General features: G+C 73.8%; 18 protein-coding genes. 7 read left to right on the top strand and 11 right to left on the bottom strand.

Going from position 1 to position 19,077, the window contains the following annotated elements; all coding sequences use genetic code 11:
- Positions 1-3: 3 nt before the first annotated feature.
- Positions 4-1,467 carry a PrsW family intramembrane metalloprotease gene (locus LPU61_RS10540; protein ID WP_229404799.1) on the top strand — a complete coding sequence of 488 codons (1,464 nt, stop codon included), beginning with the start codon at positions 4-6 and terminating at the stop codon, positions 1,465-1,467.
- Between the two features lie 63 nt (positions 1,468-1,530).
- Here LPU61_RS10540 and LPU61_RS10535 read toward each other — a convergent pair whose 3' ends face one another.
- On the bottom strand, positions 1,531-1,692 hold the full coding sequence (locus tag LPU61_RS10535) for a hypothetical protein (RefSeq protein WP_176734729.1): 162 nt from the start codon (positions 1,690-1,692) through the stop codon (positions 1,531-1,533).
- Between the two features lie 159 nt (positions 1,693-1,851).
- Positions 1,852-2,199, bottom strand: coding sequence for a co-chaperone GroES (locus LPU61_RS10530; protein ID WP_043965186.1), 348 nt, complete (start codon positions 2,197-2,199; stop codon positions 1,852-1,854).
- 87 nt (positions 2,200-2,286) lie between these two features.
- Here LPU61_RS10530 and LPU61_RS10525 point away from each other — a divergent pair, with 87 nt between their 5' ends.
- Complete coding sequence (locus LPU61_RS10525; RefSeq protein ID WP_374199648.1) at positions 2,287-3,699, top strand: AI-2E family transporter; 1,413 nt, start codon at positions 2,287-2,289, stop codon at positions 3,697-3,699.
- Between the two features lie 33 nt (positions 3,700-3,732).
- Here LPU61_RS10525 and LPU61_RS10520 read toward each other — a convergent pair whose 3' ends face one another.
- Positions 3,733-5,895: an ATP-dependent DNA helicase gene (locus tag LPU61_RS10520; protein ID WP_229404798.1), complete on the bottom strand. Its 2,163-nt coding sequence runs from the start codon at positions 5,893-5,895 to the stop codon at positions 3,733-3,735.
- A gap of 138 nt (positions 5,896-6,033) precedes the next feature.
- On the opposite strand from LPU61_RS10520, the gene LPU61_RS10515 reads away from it, so the two are divergent.
- Positions 6,034-6,540, top strand: coding sequence for a DUF402 domain-containing protein (locus tag LPU61_RS10515; protein ID WP_043965189.1), 507 nt, complete (start codon positions 6,034-6,036; stop codon positions 6,538-6,540).
- A gap of 56 nt (positions 6,541-6,596) precedes the next feature.
- Here LPU61_RS10515 and sigJ read toward each other — a convergent pair whose 3' ends face one another.
- Positions 6,597-7,550 carry an RNA polymerase sigma factor SigJ gene (gene sigJ / locus LPU61_RS10510; protein ID WP_255700018.1) on the bottom strand — a complete coding sequence of 318 codons (954 nt, stop codon included), beginning with the start codon at positions 7,548-7,550 and terminating at the stop codon, positions 6,597-6,599.
- 188 nt (positions 7,551-7,738) lie between these two features.
- Here sigJ and LPU61_RS10505 point away from each other — a divergent pair, with 188 nt between their 5' ends.
- The 3 genes from LPU61_RS10505 (at position 7,739) to LPU61_RS10495 (ending at position 10,466) form a co-directional block, all read left to right on the top strand.
- Positions 7,739-8,650 (top strand): PPK2 family polyphosphate kinase, encoded by a 912-nt coding sequence (locus tag LPU61_RS10505; RefSeq protein WP_043966456.1) that lies wholly within the window; start codon positions 7,739-7,741, stop codon positions 8,648-8,650.
- 177 nt (positions 8,651-8,827) lie between these two features.
- A complete protein-coding gene (locus LPU61_RS10500) occupies positions 8,828-9,454 on the top strand; it encodes a DUF47 domain-containing protein (protein ID WP_043965192.1) in 627 nt (208 codons plus the stop codon).
- Positions 9,455-9,458: 4 nt separating this feature from the next.
- The gene (locus LPU61_RS10495; protein ID WP_043965194.1) at positions 9,459-10,466 is read left to right on the top strand and encodes an inorganic phosphate transporter; all 1,008 of its coding nucleotides are present in this window, start codon (positions 9,459-9,461) and stop codon (positions 10,464-10,466) included.
- 108 nt (positions 10,467-10,574) lie between these two features.
- Here the strand turns inward: LPU61_RS10495 and LPU61_RS10490 are convergent, their stop codons facing one another.
- Positions 10,575-11,543, bottom strand: coding sequence for a Gfo/Idh/MocA family protein (locus LPU61_RS10490; RefSeq protein ID WP_229404797.1), 969 nt, complete (start codon positions 11,541-11,543; stop codon positions 10,575-10,577).
- An 82-nt stretch (positions 11,544-11,625) separates the two neighbouring features.
- Here LPU61_RS10490 and LPU61_RS10485 point away from each other — a divergent pair, with 82 nt between their 5' ends.
- Positions 11,626-12,459, top strand: coding sequence for an NUDIX domain-containing protein (locus LPU61_RS10485; protein WP_043965198.1), 834 nt, complete (start codon positions 11,626-11,628; stop codon positions 12,457-12,459).
- An 81-nt stretch (positions 12,460-12,540) separates the two neighbouring features.
- Here the strand turns inward: LPU61_RS10485 and pstB are convergent, their stop codons facing one another.
- The 6 genes from pstB to LPU61_RS10455 all read right to left on the bottom strand — a co-directional run bounded on the left by pstB (position 12,541) and on the right by LPU61_RS10455 (position 18,886).
- Positions 12,541-13,317, bottom strand: coding sequence for a phosphate ABC transporter ATP-binding protein PstB (gene pstB, locus LPU61_RS10480; RefSeq protein WP_043965200.1), 777 nt, complete (start codon positions 13,315-13,317; stop codon positions 12,541-12,543).
- 20 nt (positions 13,318-13,337) lie between these two features.
- A complete protein-coding gene (pstA, locus tag LPU61_RS10475) occupies positions 13,338-14,426 on the bottom strand; it encodes a phosphate ABC transporter permease PstA (protein WP_229404796.1) in 1,089 nt (362 codons plus the stop codon).
- A complete protein-coding gene (gene pstC, locus LPU61_RS10470; RefSeq protein ID WP_043965203.1) occupies positions 14,423-15,514 on the bottom strand; it encodes a phosphate ABC transporter permease subunit PstC in 1,092 nt (363 codons plus the stop codon). The genes pstA and pstC overlap by 4 nt, the downstream gene beginning before the upstream one ends.
- 48 nt (positions 15,515-15,562) lie before the next feature.
- Positions 15,563-16,669, bottom strand: coding sequence for a phosphate ABC transporter substrate-binding protein PstS (gene pstS / locus LPU61_RS10465; protein ID WP_229404795.1), 1,107 nt, complete (start codon positions 16,667-16,669; stop codon positions 15,563-15,565).
- Between the two features lie 298 nt (positions 16,670-16,967).
- Complete coding sequence (gene mshD / locus LPU61_RS10460; RefSeq protein ID WP_229404794.1) at positions 16,968-17,891, bottom strand: mycothiol synthase; 924 nt, start codon at positions 17,889-17,891, stop codon at positions 16,968-16,970.
- A gap of 110 nt (positions 17,892-18,001) precedes the next feature.
- Positions 18,002-18,886: a polysaccharide deacetylase family protein gene (locus LPU61_RS10455; RefSeq protein ID WP_229404793.1), complete on the bottom strand. Its 885-nt coding sequence runs from the start codon at positions 18,884-18,886 to the stop codon at positions 18,002-18,004.
- Positions 18,887-19,077: the final 191 nt, after the last annotated feature.

The following is a 19,077-nucleotide window of genomic DNA, read 5'->3' as shown; positions in this document are numbered from 1 at the left end:
AGAATGGCCGACACCCCACCCGGCGGCGCCCCGGTGCCGCCGTGGACCGCGCCCGACGTCCCCGCGCCGCCCGGCGGGTCCGCCCCCCGGATGCCGCTGCGTCGGCTGGGCTGGCGGCGGTTCCTGGTGCTGGCCCTGGTGGTGCTGCTGATCGCGGCGTGCGCGGTCTACATGCTCTTCGTGCTCGGCTCCAACCTCGGCGCGCAGGCGCTGCTGATCGGGGTGGTCGCCGCGATCCTGCCGGTGCCGGTGCTGGTCTCCTGCTTCCTGTGGCTCGACCGGTACGAGCCGGAGCCGCTGAAGTACCTGATCTTCTGCTTCGCGTGGGGCGCGTTCGTCTCGACGGCCGCCTCGCTGACCGTGAACGAGTTCTTCGCCGCCCGCTTCGCCGACTGGGGGCTGCCGAACGCCCTCACCGGCGTGCTGGTCGCCCCGTTCATCGAGGAGCTGACGAAGGCGCTCGGGCCCATCCTGCTGCTGATCTTCCGCCGCCGCGAGTGGTCCGGGATCACCGACGGCCTGGTCTACTGCGGGCTGTCGGCGGTCGGCTTCGCCATGGTGGAGAACATCCTCTACCTGGGCGGCTACGGCTACGCCTCCGGCGTCGACGAGTACGGCCCCGCCACCGGCGCGCGGCAGGTCATCGCGATCTTCATCGTCCGGATCCTGCTGTTCGGGTTCGCGCACCCGCTGTTCACCTCGATGACCGGGGTGGGGCTCGGCATCGCCGCCCGCACGGCCGACCGGCGGGTGCGGTTCCTCGCTCCGCTCGCGGGCCTGCTGCTGGCGATGATGCTGCACGGCACCTGGAACCTGCTGCCGTCGCTGGCCCAGGCCACCGGCCAGGCCATGATCGCCCTGTACGGCTACCTCGGCGTGATGGTGCCGATCTTCTTCGCCATGGTCGGGCTGGCCATCTGGCTGCGCGGCTGGGAGGGGCGGCTGACCGAGCGCACCCTGCCCGACTACGTGCGGGCCGGCTGGCTCACCCCGCCCGAGGTGGCGTCGCTGGGCAGCCTCGGCCGGCGGCACGCGGCCCGCACCTGGGCCCGCCGGGTGGCCGGCGACGCGGGCCTCAAGGCGATGCGGGGATACCAGTTCTCGGCCACCCGGCTGGCGCTGCTGCGCGACGGGATGCGCCGGGGGCTGGACCGCCGGCCCGCCGACCAGGAACGAACGATTCGGGAGGAACGGGAGCTGCTGGACGCGCTCACCGCGTACCGGGCGTTCTTCGTCGGCCGGGACCCGCAAACCCCCGTCGGCAGCTGGGACGGCCACCGCTACCACCTGCGGTTCCCCGACGGCTCGCAGCGCGCCGTCGACGCGCCGGACGAGCCGGTCGTGCCGATCCCCGTGGTGCTCGTCCCGCCGCCCCCGCCCCCGGTCCCGGCCCACCCGGCCGGCTACGGCCCGCCCGGCTGGCACGGCCCCCACCAGCCCACGCCCTGGCCGCCGCGCGCGGGCTGACGGCCCGCCGGCGTGGCTGGCCGGCCCGGCGGCGGGCGCGGGCGGCGTGGCCCGGCGGCTCGGTCAGGTCGTCAGGCCCGTGAGGAAGTCGCCCATGCCCTGGGCCATCGCCATCAGGCCCCCGCCGACCGACCGGCACACCTGCGCCGCACCGTCCGGCCGGAACGCCACGAAGTAGATCAGGAACGCGACGCCGCCCCAGAGGAACACCTTTTTCCAGAACACCGGCAGGCTCCCCTCCCCAGGGTGCTGGACGTGCCTGGCGTTCCCTTCGCGGACGGCCGCAAACGAAGCAGCCCCCGCCAGGCCGCGCACGGTGCGCCCGGGGGGAGGAGTGTCAGGATGGGGCCCTGCTATGCAGAAAGCGTTAGCAGGGGCCCTTCCTTACAGGTAGAGGCCGGTGGAGCCGGTGGTCTCCGCCTCGACGCGTTCGGCGGCCACGGCGTGCACGTCCCGCTCGCGCAGCAGCACGTACCCCCGGCCGTGCAGCTCGACCTCGGAGCGGTCGTCGGGGTCGAAGAGGACCCGGTCGCCGGAGACGATCGAGCGGACGTGGGGGCCCACGCCGACGGCGGTGGCCCAGGCGAGGCGCTTGCCGACGGCGGCGGTCGCCGGGATCACGATGCCGGCGGTGGAGCGGCGCTCACCCTCGCTCCCCTCCAACCGCACCAGCACCCGGTCGTGCAGCAGGCGGATCGGCAGGCCGGCGTCGAGGTTCTCATCGGCGGTCACGACGGAACGGTACCGCGTCCCCGCGGACCGGTCCGCTGGTGGTTACGGGGTTGCGGGCCGGGGCAATGTTGGCGCAACCGCCCTAGGCTGGGGCGGTCGGACGTATCCTGTCCCCCCTGTCGTCTGGGCGGGCGGGTTCTGCTGCGGGAGGTGCGCTTGAGCCGCTTCGAGCGGGTACGGGGACGGCTGCGCCGCGCGTACGAGTCGGGACGGGACGCGGTGCGGCAGGCCCGCGCCGACCCGACCGGGCGGGCCGACGTGACGGGCCGCCGGGCGCTGCCCGGCAGCATCGACGCGTCGGCCGAGGCCGGGGTGGCCTCGCCCCGATCGCCGGGGCCGGTGGCACCGCCGTCGGCGATCGTGGTCGGCGCCGAGCCGCCCGCCGCGCTGCACAACTCCACCTCCAGCCGCGACGACGCCGACGTGCCGCACGCGCTGCGCATCGCGGCCGCCTGGTCGTGGCGGCTGATCGTCATCGGCGTCGTGTTCTGGGCGCTGCTGAAGATCGTCGCCACCGTCAGCATCGTGATCATCCCGCTGGCCATCGCCATGCTGCTCTCGGCGCTGCTCGCGCCGGCCGTGGGCTGGCTGCTGCGGGCGCGCTTCCCCCGCTCGCTGGCGACGGCGGTGGTGCTGGTCGGCGGCCTGGCCGCCGTGGTCGGCACGTTGACGCTGGTGGTCAACGAGTTCATCAAGGGCGTGCCGGAGCTGAGCAAGAAGTCCTCCGAGGGCGTCCGGCAGATCCAGGACTGGCTCAAGACCGGCCCGCTGCACCTGTCGGACAGCCAGCTCGACCGGTACATCGAGGAGGCCCAGTCCTGGATCAACAACAACACCGAGCGGTTCACCAGCGGGGCGGTCTCCACGGCGGCGACCCTGGCCGAGGTGCTCACCGGCATCGTGCTGGTGCTCTTCGCCACGTTCTTCTTCCTGCGTGACGGCAGCCGGATCTGGCGGTTCCTGGTGCGGCTGCTGCCGGTGGCGGCCCGGTGGAAGGTCGACGACGCCGGCCGGGCGTCCTGGGAGACGCTGGGCGCCTACGTGCGGGCCACGGTGCTGGTCGCGTTCATCGACGCGGTCGGCATCGGCACGTTCCTTGTCGTCTTCGACATCCCGTTCGCGTTCCCGCTGGCGGCGCTGGTCTTCCTGGGGGCGTTCATCCCGATCGTCGGGGCCGCGCTCTCCGGCGGGGTCGCGGTGCTGGTGGCGCTGGTCGACAGCGGCCCGGTCACCGCCCTGATCATCCTCGGCGTGGTGATCGGCGTGCAGCAGGTCGAGGGGCATGTGCTCCAGCCGCTGATCATGGGCCGGGCGGTGGCCATCCACCCGCTCGCGGTGATCATCGGCATCGCGGCGGGCGTGGTGCTCGCCGGGATCACCGGCGCACTGGTCTCGGTGCCGCTGATCGCGGTGCTCAACACGGCCGTCCGCCGGCTCGCCGCGCGTACGGTGCCGGACACCCCGCCCGACGCCGTGGTGGTCGCCTCGCAGGCGCCCTGACCGGCCGGCGGGCAGACCGCCGACCGGGCCCCGTCACGACTTGCCGAGCCGCTCCAGCGCCCCCCGGGCCACCTCCGGGCGCGTCGTATACCAAAACGGGGGCAGCGAGCGGCGCAGGAACGGGCCGTAGCCCCGGGCCGTCTCCAGCCGCGAGTCGAGCACCGCGACCACGCCCCGGTCGCCGGTGGCCCGGATCAGCCGGCCCACGCCTTGGGCCAGCCGGACCGCCGCGATCGGCACGCTGACGGCGGAGAACCCGGAGCCTCCGCCCGCGTCGACGGCGGCGGCGCGGGCCGCCGCGAGCGGCTCGTCCGGCCGGGGGAACGGCAACCGGTCGATCACCACGAGCTGGCAGGAGTCGCCCGGCACGTCGACCCCCTGCCACAGCGACATCACGCCGAACAGGCAGCTCGACTGCTCCTCGCGGAACCGGCGCACCAGCAGCGGCAGCGCCTCCTCGCCCTGGAGCAGGACCGGCAGGTCGGTCTTCGCGCGCAGCAGCTCCGCCGCCTGCTGCGCGGCCCGCCGGGAGGAGAACAACCCGAGGGTACGCCCACCCAGCGCCCCGACCAGCGCCAGCAGCTCCTCGCCGGCCGCGTCGGGCAGCCCGGAGGCGGCGGGGCGGGGCAGGTGCGCCGCCACGTAGAGGATGCCCTGCCGGGCGTAGTCGAACGGGGAACCGACGTCGAGCGACCGCCAGCCCGGCCCCTCGGTGGCGGGCACGGTGCCGGTGGCGGGGCGGCTGCCCGGGGCGGCGGCCACCGGCGTCGCGCCGGCCGGGGCGTCGCCCCGGGCGGTGGCGGCGGCCAGCGCGGCGGCGGCCGGGGACGGCGGGGCGGGCGGCGGCGCCTCCAGCCCCAGCGCCCGGGCCACCGTGTCGAACCGGCCGCCCAGCGCCAGGGTCGCCGAGGTGGCGACGACGGTGCGCTCGTCGTACAGGTGGGTGGCGAGGGTGCCGGCGACCGACAGCGGGGCCACCACCAGGGCCCGGCGGCTGCCGTTGTCGGGCTTCTCCACCCACGCCACGTCGTGCTCGGACTCCTCCAGCAGCCGCTGGGCGGTGGCCGACAGCTCGTCGAGCACCGCCTTGGCCTGCTGCTTGCGGACCGGGTCGGGGTCGTCGGACTTGACGTCGCCGATCGCGTCGAGCGAGGCCCGGGTGGCGGCGTCGAGCAGCGTGCACGCCTCGCGCAGCGGGCCGGGCAGGCCGGCCGTGAGGCGACCGGCGGGCACCTCGGCCAGCCCGACGGCGAGCGCGTCGCCGGCCTCGGTGAGCCGCTCGGCGACCTCCGGGCGCAGCAGCGGCCGGGCCCGCCGGGTGGACCGGTCGATCAGCTCCGGCACCAGCTCGGCCTGGGCCGCCGAGGAGACCCGGTCGGCCAGCTCGTGCGCCTCGTCGATGATCAGCAGCTTGTGCGGCGGCACGATGTGCCGGCCGGCGATCATGTCGACGGCGAGCAGGCTGTGGTTGGTGACCACGATGTCGGCCTCCCGGGCGCGGGCCCGGGACGCCTCGGCGAAGCACTCCGCGCCGAACGGGCAGCGGGACGCCCCCACGCACTCCCGGGCCGGCATCGACACCAGCCGCCAGGCCAGGTCGTCGACGCCCGGGTCCAGCTCGTCGCGGTCGCCGGTGTCGGTCTCCATCGCCCAGTCGCGCAGCCGCTCGATCTGCTTGCCGAGCCGGCCCGCCTCGCCGAGCCACCTCCCGCCCCCGCCGCCCGCCCGGGGCTCGACGGCGTCGAACAGCGTGTCCGTCGGCTCCTCCTCCGTCGAGTTGTCCAGCCGGGCCAGGCACAGGTAGTGGTGGCGGCCCTTGAGCACGGCGAAGGTGGGCCGGCGGCCGAGCACCGGCTCTACCGCCTCGGCGAGCCGGGGCAGGTCGTGCTCGACGAGCTGGGACTGCAACGCCAGGGTCGCGGTGGAGACCACCACCGGGCCGTCCACGGTCAGGGCCGGGGCCAGGTAGCCCAGGGACTTGCCGGTGCCGGTGCCGGCCTGCACCAGCAGGTGCTCGCCGGAGGCCACGCACTCGGCGATCGCCGTGGCCATCTGCTGCTGGCCGGGGCGGGCCGCGCCGCCGGGGACCGCGCCGACCGCGGCGGCGAGCAGCTCACCGGCGTCGGCCCGCTTGCCGCGCCGCCGGGCGGAGGTGCGGGGGAGGGCGGAACCGGGAGCGGTGCGCGGCGGAGTCACCGTGCGAAGGTACCCGTCGCCGCCGACACCGGTCCGCCCCCGCCCCGCGTGGCGGGGTCACGGTACGGAATCTCCCGGCATCGATTCCGTTACTTCCCCCCGCGCGATCGGTGGGCGGAATCGACTAGGGTGCGACTCATGCCGAGCGACGTGGTCCGCGTGATCTACCGCAAGTACGACGGCAGCGCCCACCGCGACTACCCGGCCCGCCTCCTGACCACGGACGACCTCGGCGTGTGGCTCGGCGTCCCGGCCGGCACCGAGTCCGTCTACCATGGCCGGCCGTCGGTCGAGCAGATCCCCTTCGTGCTGCTGGTGCCGCACCACGCCTGGTGGACGTGCATGTTCAACCCGCCGCCGCGCACGAGCGAGGTCTACTGCGACATCGCCACCCCGGCCCGCTGGGAGGGCGACGACACCGTCCACCTGTTCGACCTCGACCTCGACGTGGTGCGCCGCCGGGGCACCGGTCTGGTCGAGCTGCGCGACGAGGACGAGTTCGCCGAGCACCGGGAGCAGTTCGGCTACCCCGACGACCTGGTGGCCGAGGCGGAGGCCGCCTCCCGGTGGCTGCTGGGCGTGCTCGGCGACGGCAGCGAGCCGTTCGCCACGGCGTACCGGAAGTGGCTGGCCCTGGTGGTCTGAGCCCGGGTCGCCCCCGGCCCGCCCCGGCCTCCGGCCGCCGCCGGCCCCCCGGCCCGTCACGGGTGCGGCGGCCCGTCGGCCTCCGGCCCGAGGCCGGGCACCCGGGTCAGCTTGTCGGGGTTGAGCTGGTTGAAGACGCCGGTGATCCGGTCGTCGTGCACGGCGAACGCGGTGACCAGGCGCAGCGGCCGACCGTCGGTGTGCACGGTCTCGAACTGCAGCCCGAGCGCGCCGTCCACCAGCACCGGCCGGGACCGCACCCGCGCGCCGTAGCGGCCCGCCCGCCCGAACAGGCCCAGGACGAACCGGCCCACCGCCTCGGCACCGGTGACCGGCCGCCGGGCCGCCGGGAAGTGCCCGCCGCCGTCGCCGATCAGCACCACGTCCGGGGCGAGCACCCGGACCAGTTCGGCCAGCTCGCCGGACTCGGTGGCCGCGACGAACGCGGCCACCACCCGCCGCTGCTCGGCCAGGTCGGCGGTGTGCCGGGGCGCGCCGGGCGCGGCGAGGGCCCGCCGGGCCCGCGAGGCGAGCTGCCGGGCGGCCACCGCCGTCGTGCCGAGCACCTCGGCGACCTCGTCGAACGGCACCGCGAACACGTCGTGCAGGACCAGGGCGACCCGCTGCTCGGGGCCGAGCCGCTCCAGCAGCACCAGCAGGGCCGTGCCGAGCCGGTCGGCCCGGACGGCGCGCTCGGCCGGGTCGGGCGCGAAGCCCTCGCCGTCCAGCGGCGTCACGACCGGCTCGGGCAGCCACTGCCCCGGGTACGTCTCCCGGCGCACCCGCGCGGAGCGCAGCACGTCCAGGCAGATCCGCCCGCAGGTGGTGGTGAGCCAGGCGGCCAGGTTGCCGACCTCCGCCCGCCTCGCCGGGTCGCCCAGCGCGCCGGAGCAGCGCAGCCAGGTCTCCTGCACGGCGTCCTCGGCCTCGCTGCGGCTGCCCAGCATCCGGTACGCCAGGGCGGTCAGCCGCCCCCGCTCCGCCTCGAACCCGTCGACCAGCTCCGTCACGACATCCACCTCCCGCGCGCATGATTCTCCCCACCCCTTGACGCGTCGGCGACCCCGAACGTGACACGGGCGCCCGACGGGCGGGAGTGGCCGGGGTGGGTGATGATCCAGTCATGAGCGGGTTCGATGGTGCGCGGTCAGACGCGGCCCACGCTGTCCGGGACGTCGTGCCGCCCGAGGGGGCGACGATGCGGGAGCTGCTGCGGGTGGGCGGGGGTGCCGTCGACCTGGCGGCGATCGACCCCCGGTCGACGCCGGGGCTGCCGGCGGTCGCCGCCGAGGGCGACGGGAGCCGCAAGGCGTGGGCGCGGGAGCAGGTGCGGCTGCTCGGCGCGGCCCTGGGGCGGCAGCAGGAGATGCTGTACGCCACCGCGCAGGCCGCCGCCGGCCCGGGCGCGCCCACCGGTGCTCCCACGGCGGCCGACGCCGCGCCGGGGCGGGGCCGACCCGACCGGGTGCTGCTGGTGCTCCAGGCCATGGACTGCGGCGGCAAGGACGGCACGATCCGGCGGGTGGCCGGGGCCATGAACCCGCTCGGGCTGCACATCCGCTCGTTCGGCCCGCCGACGGAGCGGGAGCGGCGGCACGACTTCCTGTGGCGGATCCGCCGGGCCCTGCCGCCGCCCGGGTACGTCGGGGTCTTCAACCGGTCGCACTACGAGGACGTGCTGATCGCCCGGGTGGAGTCGCTGGTGCCGGAGGCCACCTGGCGGGCCCGGTACGACGAGATCAACGCCTTCGAGCGGGAGCTGACCGGCTCCGGGGTGCGGTTGGTCAAGGTCATGCTGCACATCTCGCACGCCGAGCAGGGCGAGCGGCTGCTGGCGCGGCTGACCGACCCGACGAAGCACTGGAAGTACCACCCGAGCGACCTGGACTCCCGGGCCCGCTGGGGCGACTACCAGGCCGCGTACGCCGAGGCCCTGAGCCGGTGCGGCACGGACGCCGCGCCGTGGCACGTGGTGCCGGCCGACCGGAAGTGGTACCGCGACTGGGCGGTGGCCCACCTGCTGCGGGAGACGTTCGACGACCTGGATCTCGGGTATCCGCCGGCGGACTTCGACGTGGCGGCGGAGCGCAGCCGCCTGTGCGGCGCCTGACCCGGTGGTTGCGGGCCGGGTGACCGGTTCCAGGTGAACGACAGGTGAACGACCAGTAAATGGCGGCTGGCCAGGGGTGGGCCGACGAATTCGCGGCCCGGCCGTTTCCTAGCATTCCCGTTGCAGGCACCCCCGGGGCGTCCGCCACCCTTCCACCGACACGACGAGGTCCAGGCTGTGAAGTTTTCCTTCCGCCCCACCGAGGGCGCCTTCTACGAGCTCTTCACCAGGGCCGCGCAGAACCTGGTGCGGGGCACCGAGCTGCTCAACGAGCTGGCCCTGCCGGGCGTGGACGTGCAGTCGGTGAGCGAGCGGCTGACCGAGGTCGAGCACGACAGCGACCAGATCACCCACGATCTCTACAAGAAGATCAACTCCACCTTCATCACCCCGTTCGACCGGGAGGACATCTACCGGCTGGGGTCGCTGCTCGACGACGTGATGGACCACCTGGAGGCCGTGGGCAACCTGCTCTACCTCTACGGGCTGACCAAGCTGCCGGCGCTCCCGCGCGAGCTGCACGAGCTGGTCAACGTGCTGGACCAGCAGGCGAAGCTGACCGCCGAGGCGATGCCCCGGCTCAAGTCGATGAAGGATCTCGAGGACTACTGGATCGAGTGCAACCGGCTGGAGAACGATGGCGACCAGGCGTACCGGATGCTGCTGGTCCGCCTCTTCTCCGGCGAGTACGACGCTCTCACGGTGCTCAAGATGAAGGAGGTCGCCGACGAGCTGGAGGCCGCCTGCGACGCCTTCGAGCACGTGGCCAACACCGTCGAGACCATCGCGGTCAAGGAGTCCTGATCCTGTGAGTCCCGAACTCATCGCCGTGCTGGCGGTGATCGCGGTGGCCCTGGCGTTCGACTACACCAACGGCTTCCACGACGCCGCCAACGCGATCGCGACCAGCGTCTCCACCCGCGCCCTGACACCCCGGGTGGCGCTCGCCCTCGCCGCCGTCGGCAACTTCGTCGGCGCCCACTTCGGCGCCGGGGTCGCCAAGACCGTCGGCGACGGCCTCGTCACCCTGCCCACCGGCATCGCGAGCCTGGGGGTGGTCTTCGCCGGGGTGCTCGGCGCGATCGCCTGGAACCTGATCACCTGGTACTTCGGCCTGCCGTCGTCGTCCTCGCACGCGCTGTTCGGCGGCCTGGTCGGCGCGACCCTGCTGGCCACCGGCGGCGTCGTGCAGTGGGTCAACATCGGCGAGAAGGTGCTGCTGCCGATGGTGCTCTCGCCGATCGTCGGCCTGACGCTGGGCTACCTGCTGATGCTGGCGATCCTGTGGCTGTTCCGCAACGGGCAGCCGGGCAAGCTGAACCGGGGCTTCCGCTGGGCGCAGACCGCGTCGGCGGCGGCCATGTCCGTCGGCCACGGCATGCAGGACGCCGCGAAGACCATGGGCATCGTGGTCCTCGCCCTCTACACGGGCGGTTTCCAGGACGACAAGACCCACATCCCCGGCTGGGTGTTCTGGACGTCGGCGGCGATGCTGGCGGCCGGCACGTACGCCGGTGGCTGGCGGATCATCCGCACGCTCGGCCGCAAGATCATCGACCTGGGCCCGCCGGAGGGCTTCGCCGCCGAGACGGTGGCCAGCTCGGTGCTCTACTTCAACGCCCTGGTGCTCCACGCACCGATCTCCACCACCCACACGATCACCTCGGCGATCATGGGCGTGGGGGCGACGAAGCGGCTCTCCGCGGTGCGCTGGAACGTGGCCGGCAACATCGTGCTCGCCTGGATCATCACGTTCCCGGCGGCGGCGCTGATCGCCTGCGTCACCTACCTGCTGGTCCGTCCCCTCTTCGGCTGACCGCCCGGCGGCCCGCAGCGCCCCGCTGCCCGCCGCGCCCCGCAGCCCGGCGGTGAGGAAGGGCCCCCTGTACAACAGAACGCGTCAACAGGGGGCCCTTCCTTTCACTCACTTGTACTGCACGCCGATCTGCTCGCGGATCGCGTCCAGCAGGCCCATCACCTCAAGGGTGGCGGCGTGCGGCACCAGCGGGCTCTCCGTCAGCCCCGCCGCGAGGCAGCGCTGCACCTCGATCGCCTCGTACTGGTAGCCGCCGCCGGTCAGGTCGGCCGGGATCGTCTCCGGCTCCGCCCCGGCCCGGTGCAGCGTCGCCGACGGCGGCCGGAAGAACGGCGCGGGCAGGTCGATGCGTCCGGCGGTGCCGGTGATCGAGGCGACCAGCGGGCTGGCCCCGATCATGCCGCAGCTCAGCGTCGCCACGGCCCCCGAGTCGTAGCCGAACACGATGCCGGTGTTCTCGTCGACCCCCTCCGGGCCGATCTTCGCCCACGAGCGCACGTGCTGCGGGACGCCGAGCAGCAGGTGGGCCAGGCTGACCGGGTAGACGCCCAGGTCCAGCAGCGCGCCCCCGCCCAGCGCGCGGGCCCGCATCCGGCTCTCCGGCGCGAACGGCCCGGCCACCCCGAAGTCGGCCTGCACGCCGGTGACCTGCCCGATCGCCCCCTCGGCGAGCAGCTCGACCACCCGCAGGATCAGCGGGTTCGTGCGCATCCACATGGCCTCCATGAGGAAGACCCCCCGGGCGCGGGCCGCCTCGACCAGCTCGGTGCTGTCGGCCAGGTCGAGGGTGAACGGCTTCTCCACCAGCACCGCCCGGCCCGCCGCCAGGCAGATCATGGTGGCCTCGTGGTGCGCCGCGTGCGGGGTCGCCACGTAGATCGCGTCCACCTCGTCGTCGGCGGCCAGCTCCGCCCAGGAGCCGTACGCCCGTTGCGCGCCGTGCCTGTCGGCGAACGCCCGTGCCGCCTCCGGCGTCCGCGAGCCGACCGCGACCAGCTCGGCCCCCGGCACGTGCCGCAGGTCCTCGGCGAAGCGGCCGGCGATGTGGCCCGTGGCCAGAATGCCCCAACGTGTCATGCGCCCACGCTAGCCGGGCGCGAGCCGACCCCCCCACCGCCGCCGGACCGGCCGATCCATCCTGCGGGACTACGCTCGCGGCATGACGATCGACAGCCACGGTTTCCCCGCTCCGCCGGCCCTCGTCGAGCACGCCCGGCGGTTCCGCGCCGAGGGCGGCACGCCCGCGCGGCCCCGGGTCGCGGCCACCGTGCTGCTGCTGCGCCCGGCCGGCGACGACTTCGAGGTGTACGTCATCCGTCGCGTCGCCGCGATGGCCTTCGGCGGCGTGTACGCGTTCCCCGGCGGCGGGGTGGACCCGTCCGACTCGGCGGCGCACCTCGACTGGGCCGGACCCGAGCCGGCGGGCTGGGCCGGGCGGCTGGGCGTCGCGCCGGACGCCGCCCAGGCGGTGGTGTGCGCCGCCGCCCGCGAGGTCTTCGAGGAGTCCGGGGTGCTGCTGGCCGGGCCGGACCCCTCGACCGTGGTGGGCGACGTCAGCGGGGACGACTGGGAGTCCGCCCGGCAGGACCTGGAGGCCCGCCGGCGGGGCTTCGCCGACCTGCTCGCCGGGCGGGGGCTGACCCTCCGGTCGGACCTGCTGCTGCCGTGGAGCCGGTGGATCACCCCGGAGTTCGAGCCGCGCCGCTTCGACACGTACTTCTTCGTGGCCCTGCTGCCGACGGGGCAGCGGACCCGGGACGTCTCCGGCGAGGCCGACCACACCATGTGGGTACGCCCGACGGACGCCCTGGCCCGCGCGGAGGCCGGCGAGCTGACCATGCTGCCGCCGACCCTGGTGACGCTGGCCGAGGTGGCCGCCGCCGGCGACCTGGCCGGGGTGGCCCGCGCGTCGGCCACCCGCGACGCGGCGACGCCGATCACCCCCCGCCTGGACCTGCCGGCCGACGGCGAGCCCCGCTTCGTGCTCGGCTGAGCGCCCTTGACCTGGCGGCTGCTGGGTTAGGAAGGGCCCCTGTGCAACAGAAAGCGTTAACAGGGGGCCCTTCCTTGCACCTCAGCCGAAGCGGCCCGTGATGTAGTCCTCGGTCTTCTTCTGGCTCGGGTTGCTGAAGATCTTCTGGGTGTTGTCGTACTCGATGAGGCGGCCCGGGTCGCCGGTCTTCTCGATCGAGAAGAAGGCCGTGCGGTCGGAGACGCGGGCGGCCTGCTGCATGTTGTGCGTGACGATGATGATGGTGAACTTGTCCTTGAGCTGGAACATCAGGTCCTCGATCGCCAGCGTGGAGATCGGGTCCAGCGCCGAGCACGGCTCGTCCATCAGCACCACCTGCGGCTCGACGGCGATCGTGCGGGCGATGCAGAGCCGCTGCTGCTGGCCGCCGGACAGGCCCGCGCCCGGCTTGCCGAGGCGGTCCTTCACCTCGTTCCAGAGGTTCGCCGAGCGCAGCGAGTTCTCGGCCGCCTCGTCCAGGATGGACTTCTTGCGCACCCCGTTGAGCCGCAGCCCGGCCACCACGTTCTCGTAGATGCTCATGGTGGGGAACGGGTTGGGCCGCTGGAAGACCATGCCGATCATCCGGCGTACGGCGGTGACGTCCACGTCGCGGTCGTAGATGTTCTGCCCGTCGATGGTGAGGTCGCCCTCGACACGGGCGCCCGGCAGCACCTCGTGCATCCGGTTGATCGACCGCAGGAACGTCGACTTGCCGCAGCCGGACGGCCCGATGAGGGCGGTCACGGTCTTCGGCTCGACGGTCAGGTTGATGTTCTCGATCGCCTTGAAGCCGCCGTAGTAGGCGGTGACGTTGGTGGCGTCGACGCGCTTGGCCATGGTGGTGGTACCTCCGGGATTCATCGGCCGAGCCGGTTCCGGCGAGCCAGCAGCTTCGCCGCGATCGTCAGGATCAGCACGAGGGCGACCAGGGTCAGCGCCGCCGTCCACGCGCGGGCCGGGGCGTACTTCGACGCGTCGCCGGCCTGCTGGTAGACGAACAGGGACAGTGACGACTGGTTGTTCTCGAACGGGTTGAAGTTGATCGCCGCGCCGCCGCCGGCCACGAGCAGCACCGGCGCGGTCTCGCCGGCCGCCCGCGCGATGGCGAGCATGACGCCGGTGACGATGCCGGGCAGCGCGGTCGGGAGCACGACCCGCAGGATGGTCTTCCACTTCGGCACGCCGAGGGCGTACGCCCCCTCGCGCAGCGGCGCGGGGACGAGCCGCAGCATCTCCTCGGTGGAGCGGACGACGGTGGGCAGCATGAGCACGCTCAGCGCCAGAGCGGCGGCGAAGCCGGAGAAGCCCGGCCGGCCGTCGTTGAACACCGGCGAGACGACCAGCACCCAGAAGGCCAGCACGAACAGGCCGGAGACGATGGACGGAATGCCGGTCATCACGTCGACGAAGAACCGGATCGCGAACGCGAACCGGCCCCGGCCGTACTCGACGATGTAGATCGCGCAGAGGATGCCGAGCGGGACGGTGATCAGCGCGGCGATGCCGACCTGCTCCAGCGTCCCGACGATCGCGTGGTACGCGCCGCCGTTGGCGTCCCGGGCCCCGATGTTGTTCATCGAGGTGCCGAAGAAGTTGCCGTCGAGACGCTCGACGCCCTTGCTGACCAGCGTCCAGACCACGGAGGCCAGGGGCAGGACGGCCAGCACGAACGCGGAGTGGATCAGCGCGCTCCAGGTGCGGTTGCGGGCCGAGCGCCGCCCCTCGACGGCGTGCGCGGCGGCGAAGAGGCCGACCAGGTAGAGCAGGGCGGCGACGGCCACGACGAGCACGGGGCCGCCGATGCCGGTGCCGTACACGACGGCGGCGGCGACCGCGACGGCCCCGACGGCGATGGCCGGCGGGGCGTACTTCGGCAGCCGCTTCGCCCGGAGGGTGGCCGGCTGGGCCGGCGGCCGGGTGCGGTGGTTGGCGACGGTGGTGCTCATGCGGCCGACTCCGTGAACTCGCGGCGGCGGTAGATGATCGCCCGTGCCGTGATGTTGACGATCAGCGTGATGGTGAACAGCACCAGGCCGGAGGCGATGAGGGCGCCCCGCCCGGTGTCGTTCGCCTCGCCGAACGCGTTGGCGATGTTGGCGGCGATGGTGTTGCCGCCGTTCTGGATCAGGTTGAACGAGATGTTGAAGGTGATGCCGAGGGTCATCGCCAGCGCGATGGTCTCGCCGAGCGCGCGGCCGAGGCCGAGCATCACGGCGGCGATGATGCCGGGGCGGCCGTACGGGAGGACGGCGGTGCGGATCATCTCCCAGCGGGTCGCGCCGAGCGCGAGCGCCGCCTCCTCGTTGGCGGTCGGAGTCTGGAGGAACACCTCGCGCGAGAGCGAGGTGATGATCGGCAGCACCATAATCGCCAGCACCAGCGCGCCGAGCAGGACGGAGGCGCCGAACGGGCCGTCCCCGCCGAAGATCGGGAGCCAGCCGACGTGTGTGTTCAGCCAGACCGAGAAGTCTCGTACCGGGCTGGAGAAGACGTCCCGGCCCCAGAGTCCGAACACCACGCTGGGCACGGCGGCGAGCAGGTCGATCAGGAAGCCGAGCGCGGTGCCCAGCCGGCGCGGGGCGTAGTGCGACAGGTAGAGCGCGATGCCCAGCGCCACCGGCACCGCGATCAGCAGCGCCAGCGCCGAGCTGAGTACGGTGCCGAAGGCGAGGGCGCCGATGCCGAACTTCGGCTGCGTCTCGTTGGGTGCCCAGCCCTCGTACGTCCAGAAGTTCTCGGTGTTGGCGCTCAGGGCCGGCACCGCCTTGGCGATCAGGAAGACCGCGATGGCGGCGATGATCACCAGGACGGCGGTGCCGGCGGCCAGGGTCAGGCCGCGGAAGGCGCGTTCCGCGCCGAAGGCCCGCGCCCGGGGCAGGCCACCGCCGCCGCCGAGGCCGTCCCCGCCGGGGGTACGGGTGCTGACTGGTGCCTCGGCCACACGCGCCGAGGCACCGGCGGGTCGCCCGTGGCCCGAGGCCACGTGGATCCCGCCGGTGCCGGCGTCGGCCGAGCGGGGAGGGGTTTCACCCATCTGCTCGCTCGCTTCGAGTTGAGGGAGGTGTGGTGGTGTCGGGTCCGGTCAGGAGAGGTTCTTGACCGCGGCCTCGACCTTGGTGCGGACCGAGTCCGGCAGCGGGGCGTAGCCCAGCTCGGTCAGGGCCGACTGGCCCTCGGTGCTGGCGGCGTGGGCCAGGAAGCCCTTGATCAGCGGCAGCTTGTCGGCCGCGAGGCCCTTGCTGCAGACGATCTCGTAGGTCACCAGGACGATCGGGTACGCCCCGGCCTCCTTGGTGCTGTAGTCGACCGACATCTTCAGGTCGTCGCCCGTGCCCTCGACCGTGGCGCCGGCGATGGTCTTACCGGCCGACTCGGCGGTCAGCTCGGCGAACTCGCCCGCGCCGTTACCGATCTTGGCCATCTTCAGGCCGGCGTTCTCCGCGAACGACCACTCCATGTAGCCGATCGAGCCGTCGGCGCCCTTGACCCGGCTGGCCACGCCGTCCGAGCCCTTGGCGCCGGTGCCGCCCGGGGCCTTCCACGCCTTGGCGTTCTCGAAGGTCCAGTCCGCGGCCGAGGTCTTGGCCAGGAACTTGGTGAAGTTGTCGGTGGTGCCGGACTCGTCGGAGCGGTGCACCGTCTGGATGGTGGTCGACGGCAGCTTGGCGTCCGGGTTGTCGGCCTTGATCGCCGGGTCGTCCCACTTGGTGACCTTGCCCGCGAAGATCTTCGCGAGGGTGGCCGGCTTGAGCTGGAGGTTGTCCACGCCGCTGACGTTGTAGGCGACGGCGACCGGGCCGATCACCATCGGCAGGTGGATGGCCTGGCCGCCGGTGCACTTGGCGTCGGCCTGCGGCTGCTCCTCGGGCTTGAGGGCCGAGTCGGAGCCGGCGAAGTCGGCGGTGCCGGCGATGAACGCCTGGATGCCCGCGCCCGAGCCGGACGGCTCGTAGTTGATCGTGCTGCCGGCGCACTTCTGCTGGTACGCCTTGATCCACTCGGCCATGGCGTTCTTCTGGGCCGACGAGCCCTGCGCGTTCAGGGTGCCGGTGGCGCAGTCGGCCGCGGCGGTCGAGCCGGACGCGGAGGCGCCGCTGGCGGGCTCGTTGTTGTCCGAGCCGCATGCACTGAGACCGAGCACCGCAGTAAGAGCGAGGCAGGCGATAGTGCCGTGCCGCTGGAGCTTCACCTGAGGGGTTTCCCTTCACGTCTGGACGGGCCGTTCCCGGCTGGGTGGCCCGGGGGAGGGCCGGCGTGACCCGGCTGAACTGAAAGTTAGGAGGGCCAGGTAGCCGGATCGCCGGTCGCAAGTGAACGAGGAGTGAACAGGTGCGGCCGGGCGGGTGGCCGTGGGCTGAGGAAGGGTTGTCCATTTCGTGAACTCGCGGCCGACTATCGCTATTAATGCGATATATCCGGGCAGCCGTTATCGCGCCGATGCCGTGGTGTGACATCGCCGTGACGCGCGGAGCGAGGAGGGTGGAGCGTCAGCCGAGGTGGTAGTTGACGTGCGCGGACCAGCGGGCGAAGCCGGCCCGCTCGTAGAGGGCGACCGCCCCGGTGTTCGACTCGTCCACGTAGAGCATCACTCGGTCCAGCCCCCGGCGGCGCAGGTACGCCAGCCCGGCCGAGGTGAGCGCCTTGCCGAGCCCACCGCCGTGCGCGGCCGGGTCGACCCCGAGCACGTAGACCTCGCCGATGCCGGCCGCGCCGGGCCGGGAGTGCACCTTGGTCCAGTGGAAGCCGAGCAGCCGGCCGGTGTCCGCGGCGACGGCGAGCAGGAAACCGGCCGGATCGAACCACGGCTCGGCGAGGCGTACCCGCAGGTCGTCCGCCGTCCAGCGACCCTGCTCGGGGTGGCTGGCGAAGGCCCGGGCGTTGAGCGCGAGCCAGTCCGCGTCGTCCCGCCCCGGCACGAACGCGCGCAGCACCACCCCGTCGGGCAGGCGCGGCTCGGGCGGCGGGTCGGCCAACGGCCGGCGCAGCTGCCAGAGCACCCGGGCCCGGGTGAGGCCGAGGTCGACGCCCAGCGCGGCGGCGGACGGGTGGTCGCCGTGCGCCCACGCGCGTACCGGCCCGGTGGCGGCGGCGAGGGCCTCCCGGGCCAGCGCCCGGCCGGTGCCCCGCCGCCGGTGCGCGGGGTGCACGGCCAGCTCCACGCCGACGCCCCCGGCCGGATCGGTGGTGTCCAGGTGGGCGTACCCGGTCAGGGCGCCGTCCGGCGCGCGGGCCGTGAGGTGCACGGCCGGGGCGTGCGGGTCGCGCAGCCGCAGCAGCGTGTGCTCGTCGAACGGGTCGGCCCCGTCGGCGTCGCCCGCCGCGCGGGCCAGGGCCAGCACCTCGGCCACCTCGCCCGGCGTCAGCAGGTCGGCCCGGGTCACCCGGTCGGTCGTCGGCTCGGCGCTGCTCATCCGACCAACGGTAGCGGGGCCGCCGGCCGGGCGGGGCCGGCAGGCGTCGTCGCGTTCGGCGTGGGCCTGGGCGAGTTCCGCGGGGGTAGGCCCGGGCGCCGGCCGTCGGCTCAGGTGGCGCCCGTCGGCAGGGCCTCCAGCCGGAACCGGGCGGCCAGGTCCGGCAGGAGGCTGCGCAGCGCGTCCACCGTGCCCTGCCGGTTGCCGCCGGCGTCGTGCAGCAGCACGATCGAGCCCGGCTGTGCCTCGGCGGAGACGTCGTGGGCGATCCGGGTCGCCCCCGGGGCCTTCCAGTCCGACGGGTCGACGGTCCAGTGCAGGGGGACCAGCCCCAGCTCCTCGGCCACCGACACCACCGGGTACGTCCACGCGCCGCCCGGCTGGCGGTAGTAGGCGATCTCGGCGTCCGGCACGGCGGCCCGGATCGCCGCGTTGGTGCGCAGCAGGTCGGCCCGGATGACGTCGGTCGACCGCTTGCCGAGCAGCTCGTCGTGGTGCCAGGAGTGGTTGCACAGGGTGTGGCCGTCGGCCACGATCGCCTGGATCAGGTCGGGGTGGCTCTGCGCGTTCTCGCCGACCACGCAGAACGTGGCCGTGACGCCGTACTCCCGCAGCAGCGCCAGGACCTGCGGCGTGTACTGCGGGTCCGGCCCGTCGTCGAAGGTCAGCGCCACCTGCGCCGACCCGGTGGTGACCCGGGCGCCGAACAGGCCGTCGCCCCCGCTCTCCGGTGACTGCGCGGTCCCGCCGTCCTGACCGGCCTCGGTGGGCGCGGCGGGACCGTCGGCGGAGGAGGGCGGCGCCCCGCCCCGGCCGGGGCCGGTCTGCGCCGGCTGGTCGGCGAAGCTCGGGTCGTCCGCGCTCGCCGTGATCCCGGTGGCCTGCCGGGTCGGGCCGGGCACCATGCTGCGGCCCAGCGCGTACGCGGAGCCGAGCAGGGAGACCACCACGAGGGTGGCGAGCGCCACGAACCGCCCGGTCGCGTCGACGCGCATCAGTGATCGCCGCCGCTCGGTTGCGGGGGCCGGCCCCTCGTCGCCCCCGTGGTCATCGCACGCACCGTCGCCCCTTTCCTCGGCCACTTCGCCAGTCAGGATAAAACTGGCTAGTGGTGCAAAAGGGGCAAACCGGCAATCACGTGGCTCGGGCTGGCACCGGGCGGGTCAGTCGGGGACAGGGCCGGGCA

Source organism: Micromonospora sp. NBRC 110038, from assembly GCF_020884815.1.
Lineage (GTDB): Bacteria > Actinomycetota > Actinomycetes > Mycobacteriales > Micromonosporaceae > Micromonospora > Micromonospora haikouensis.
This window is presented reverse-complemented; position numbering and strand designations above follow the sequence as displayed.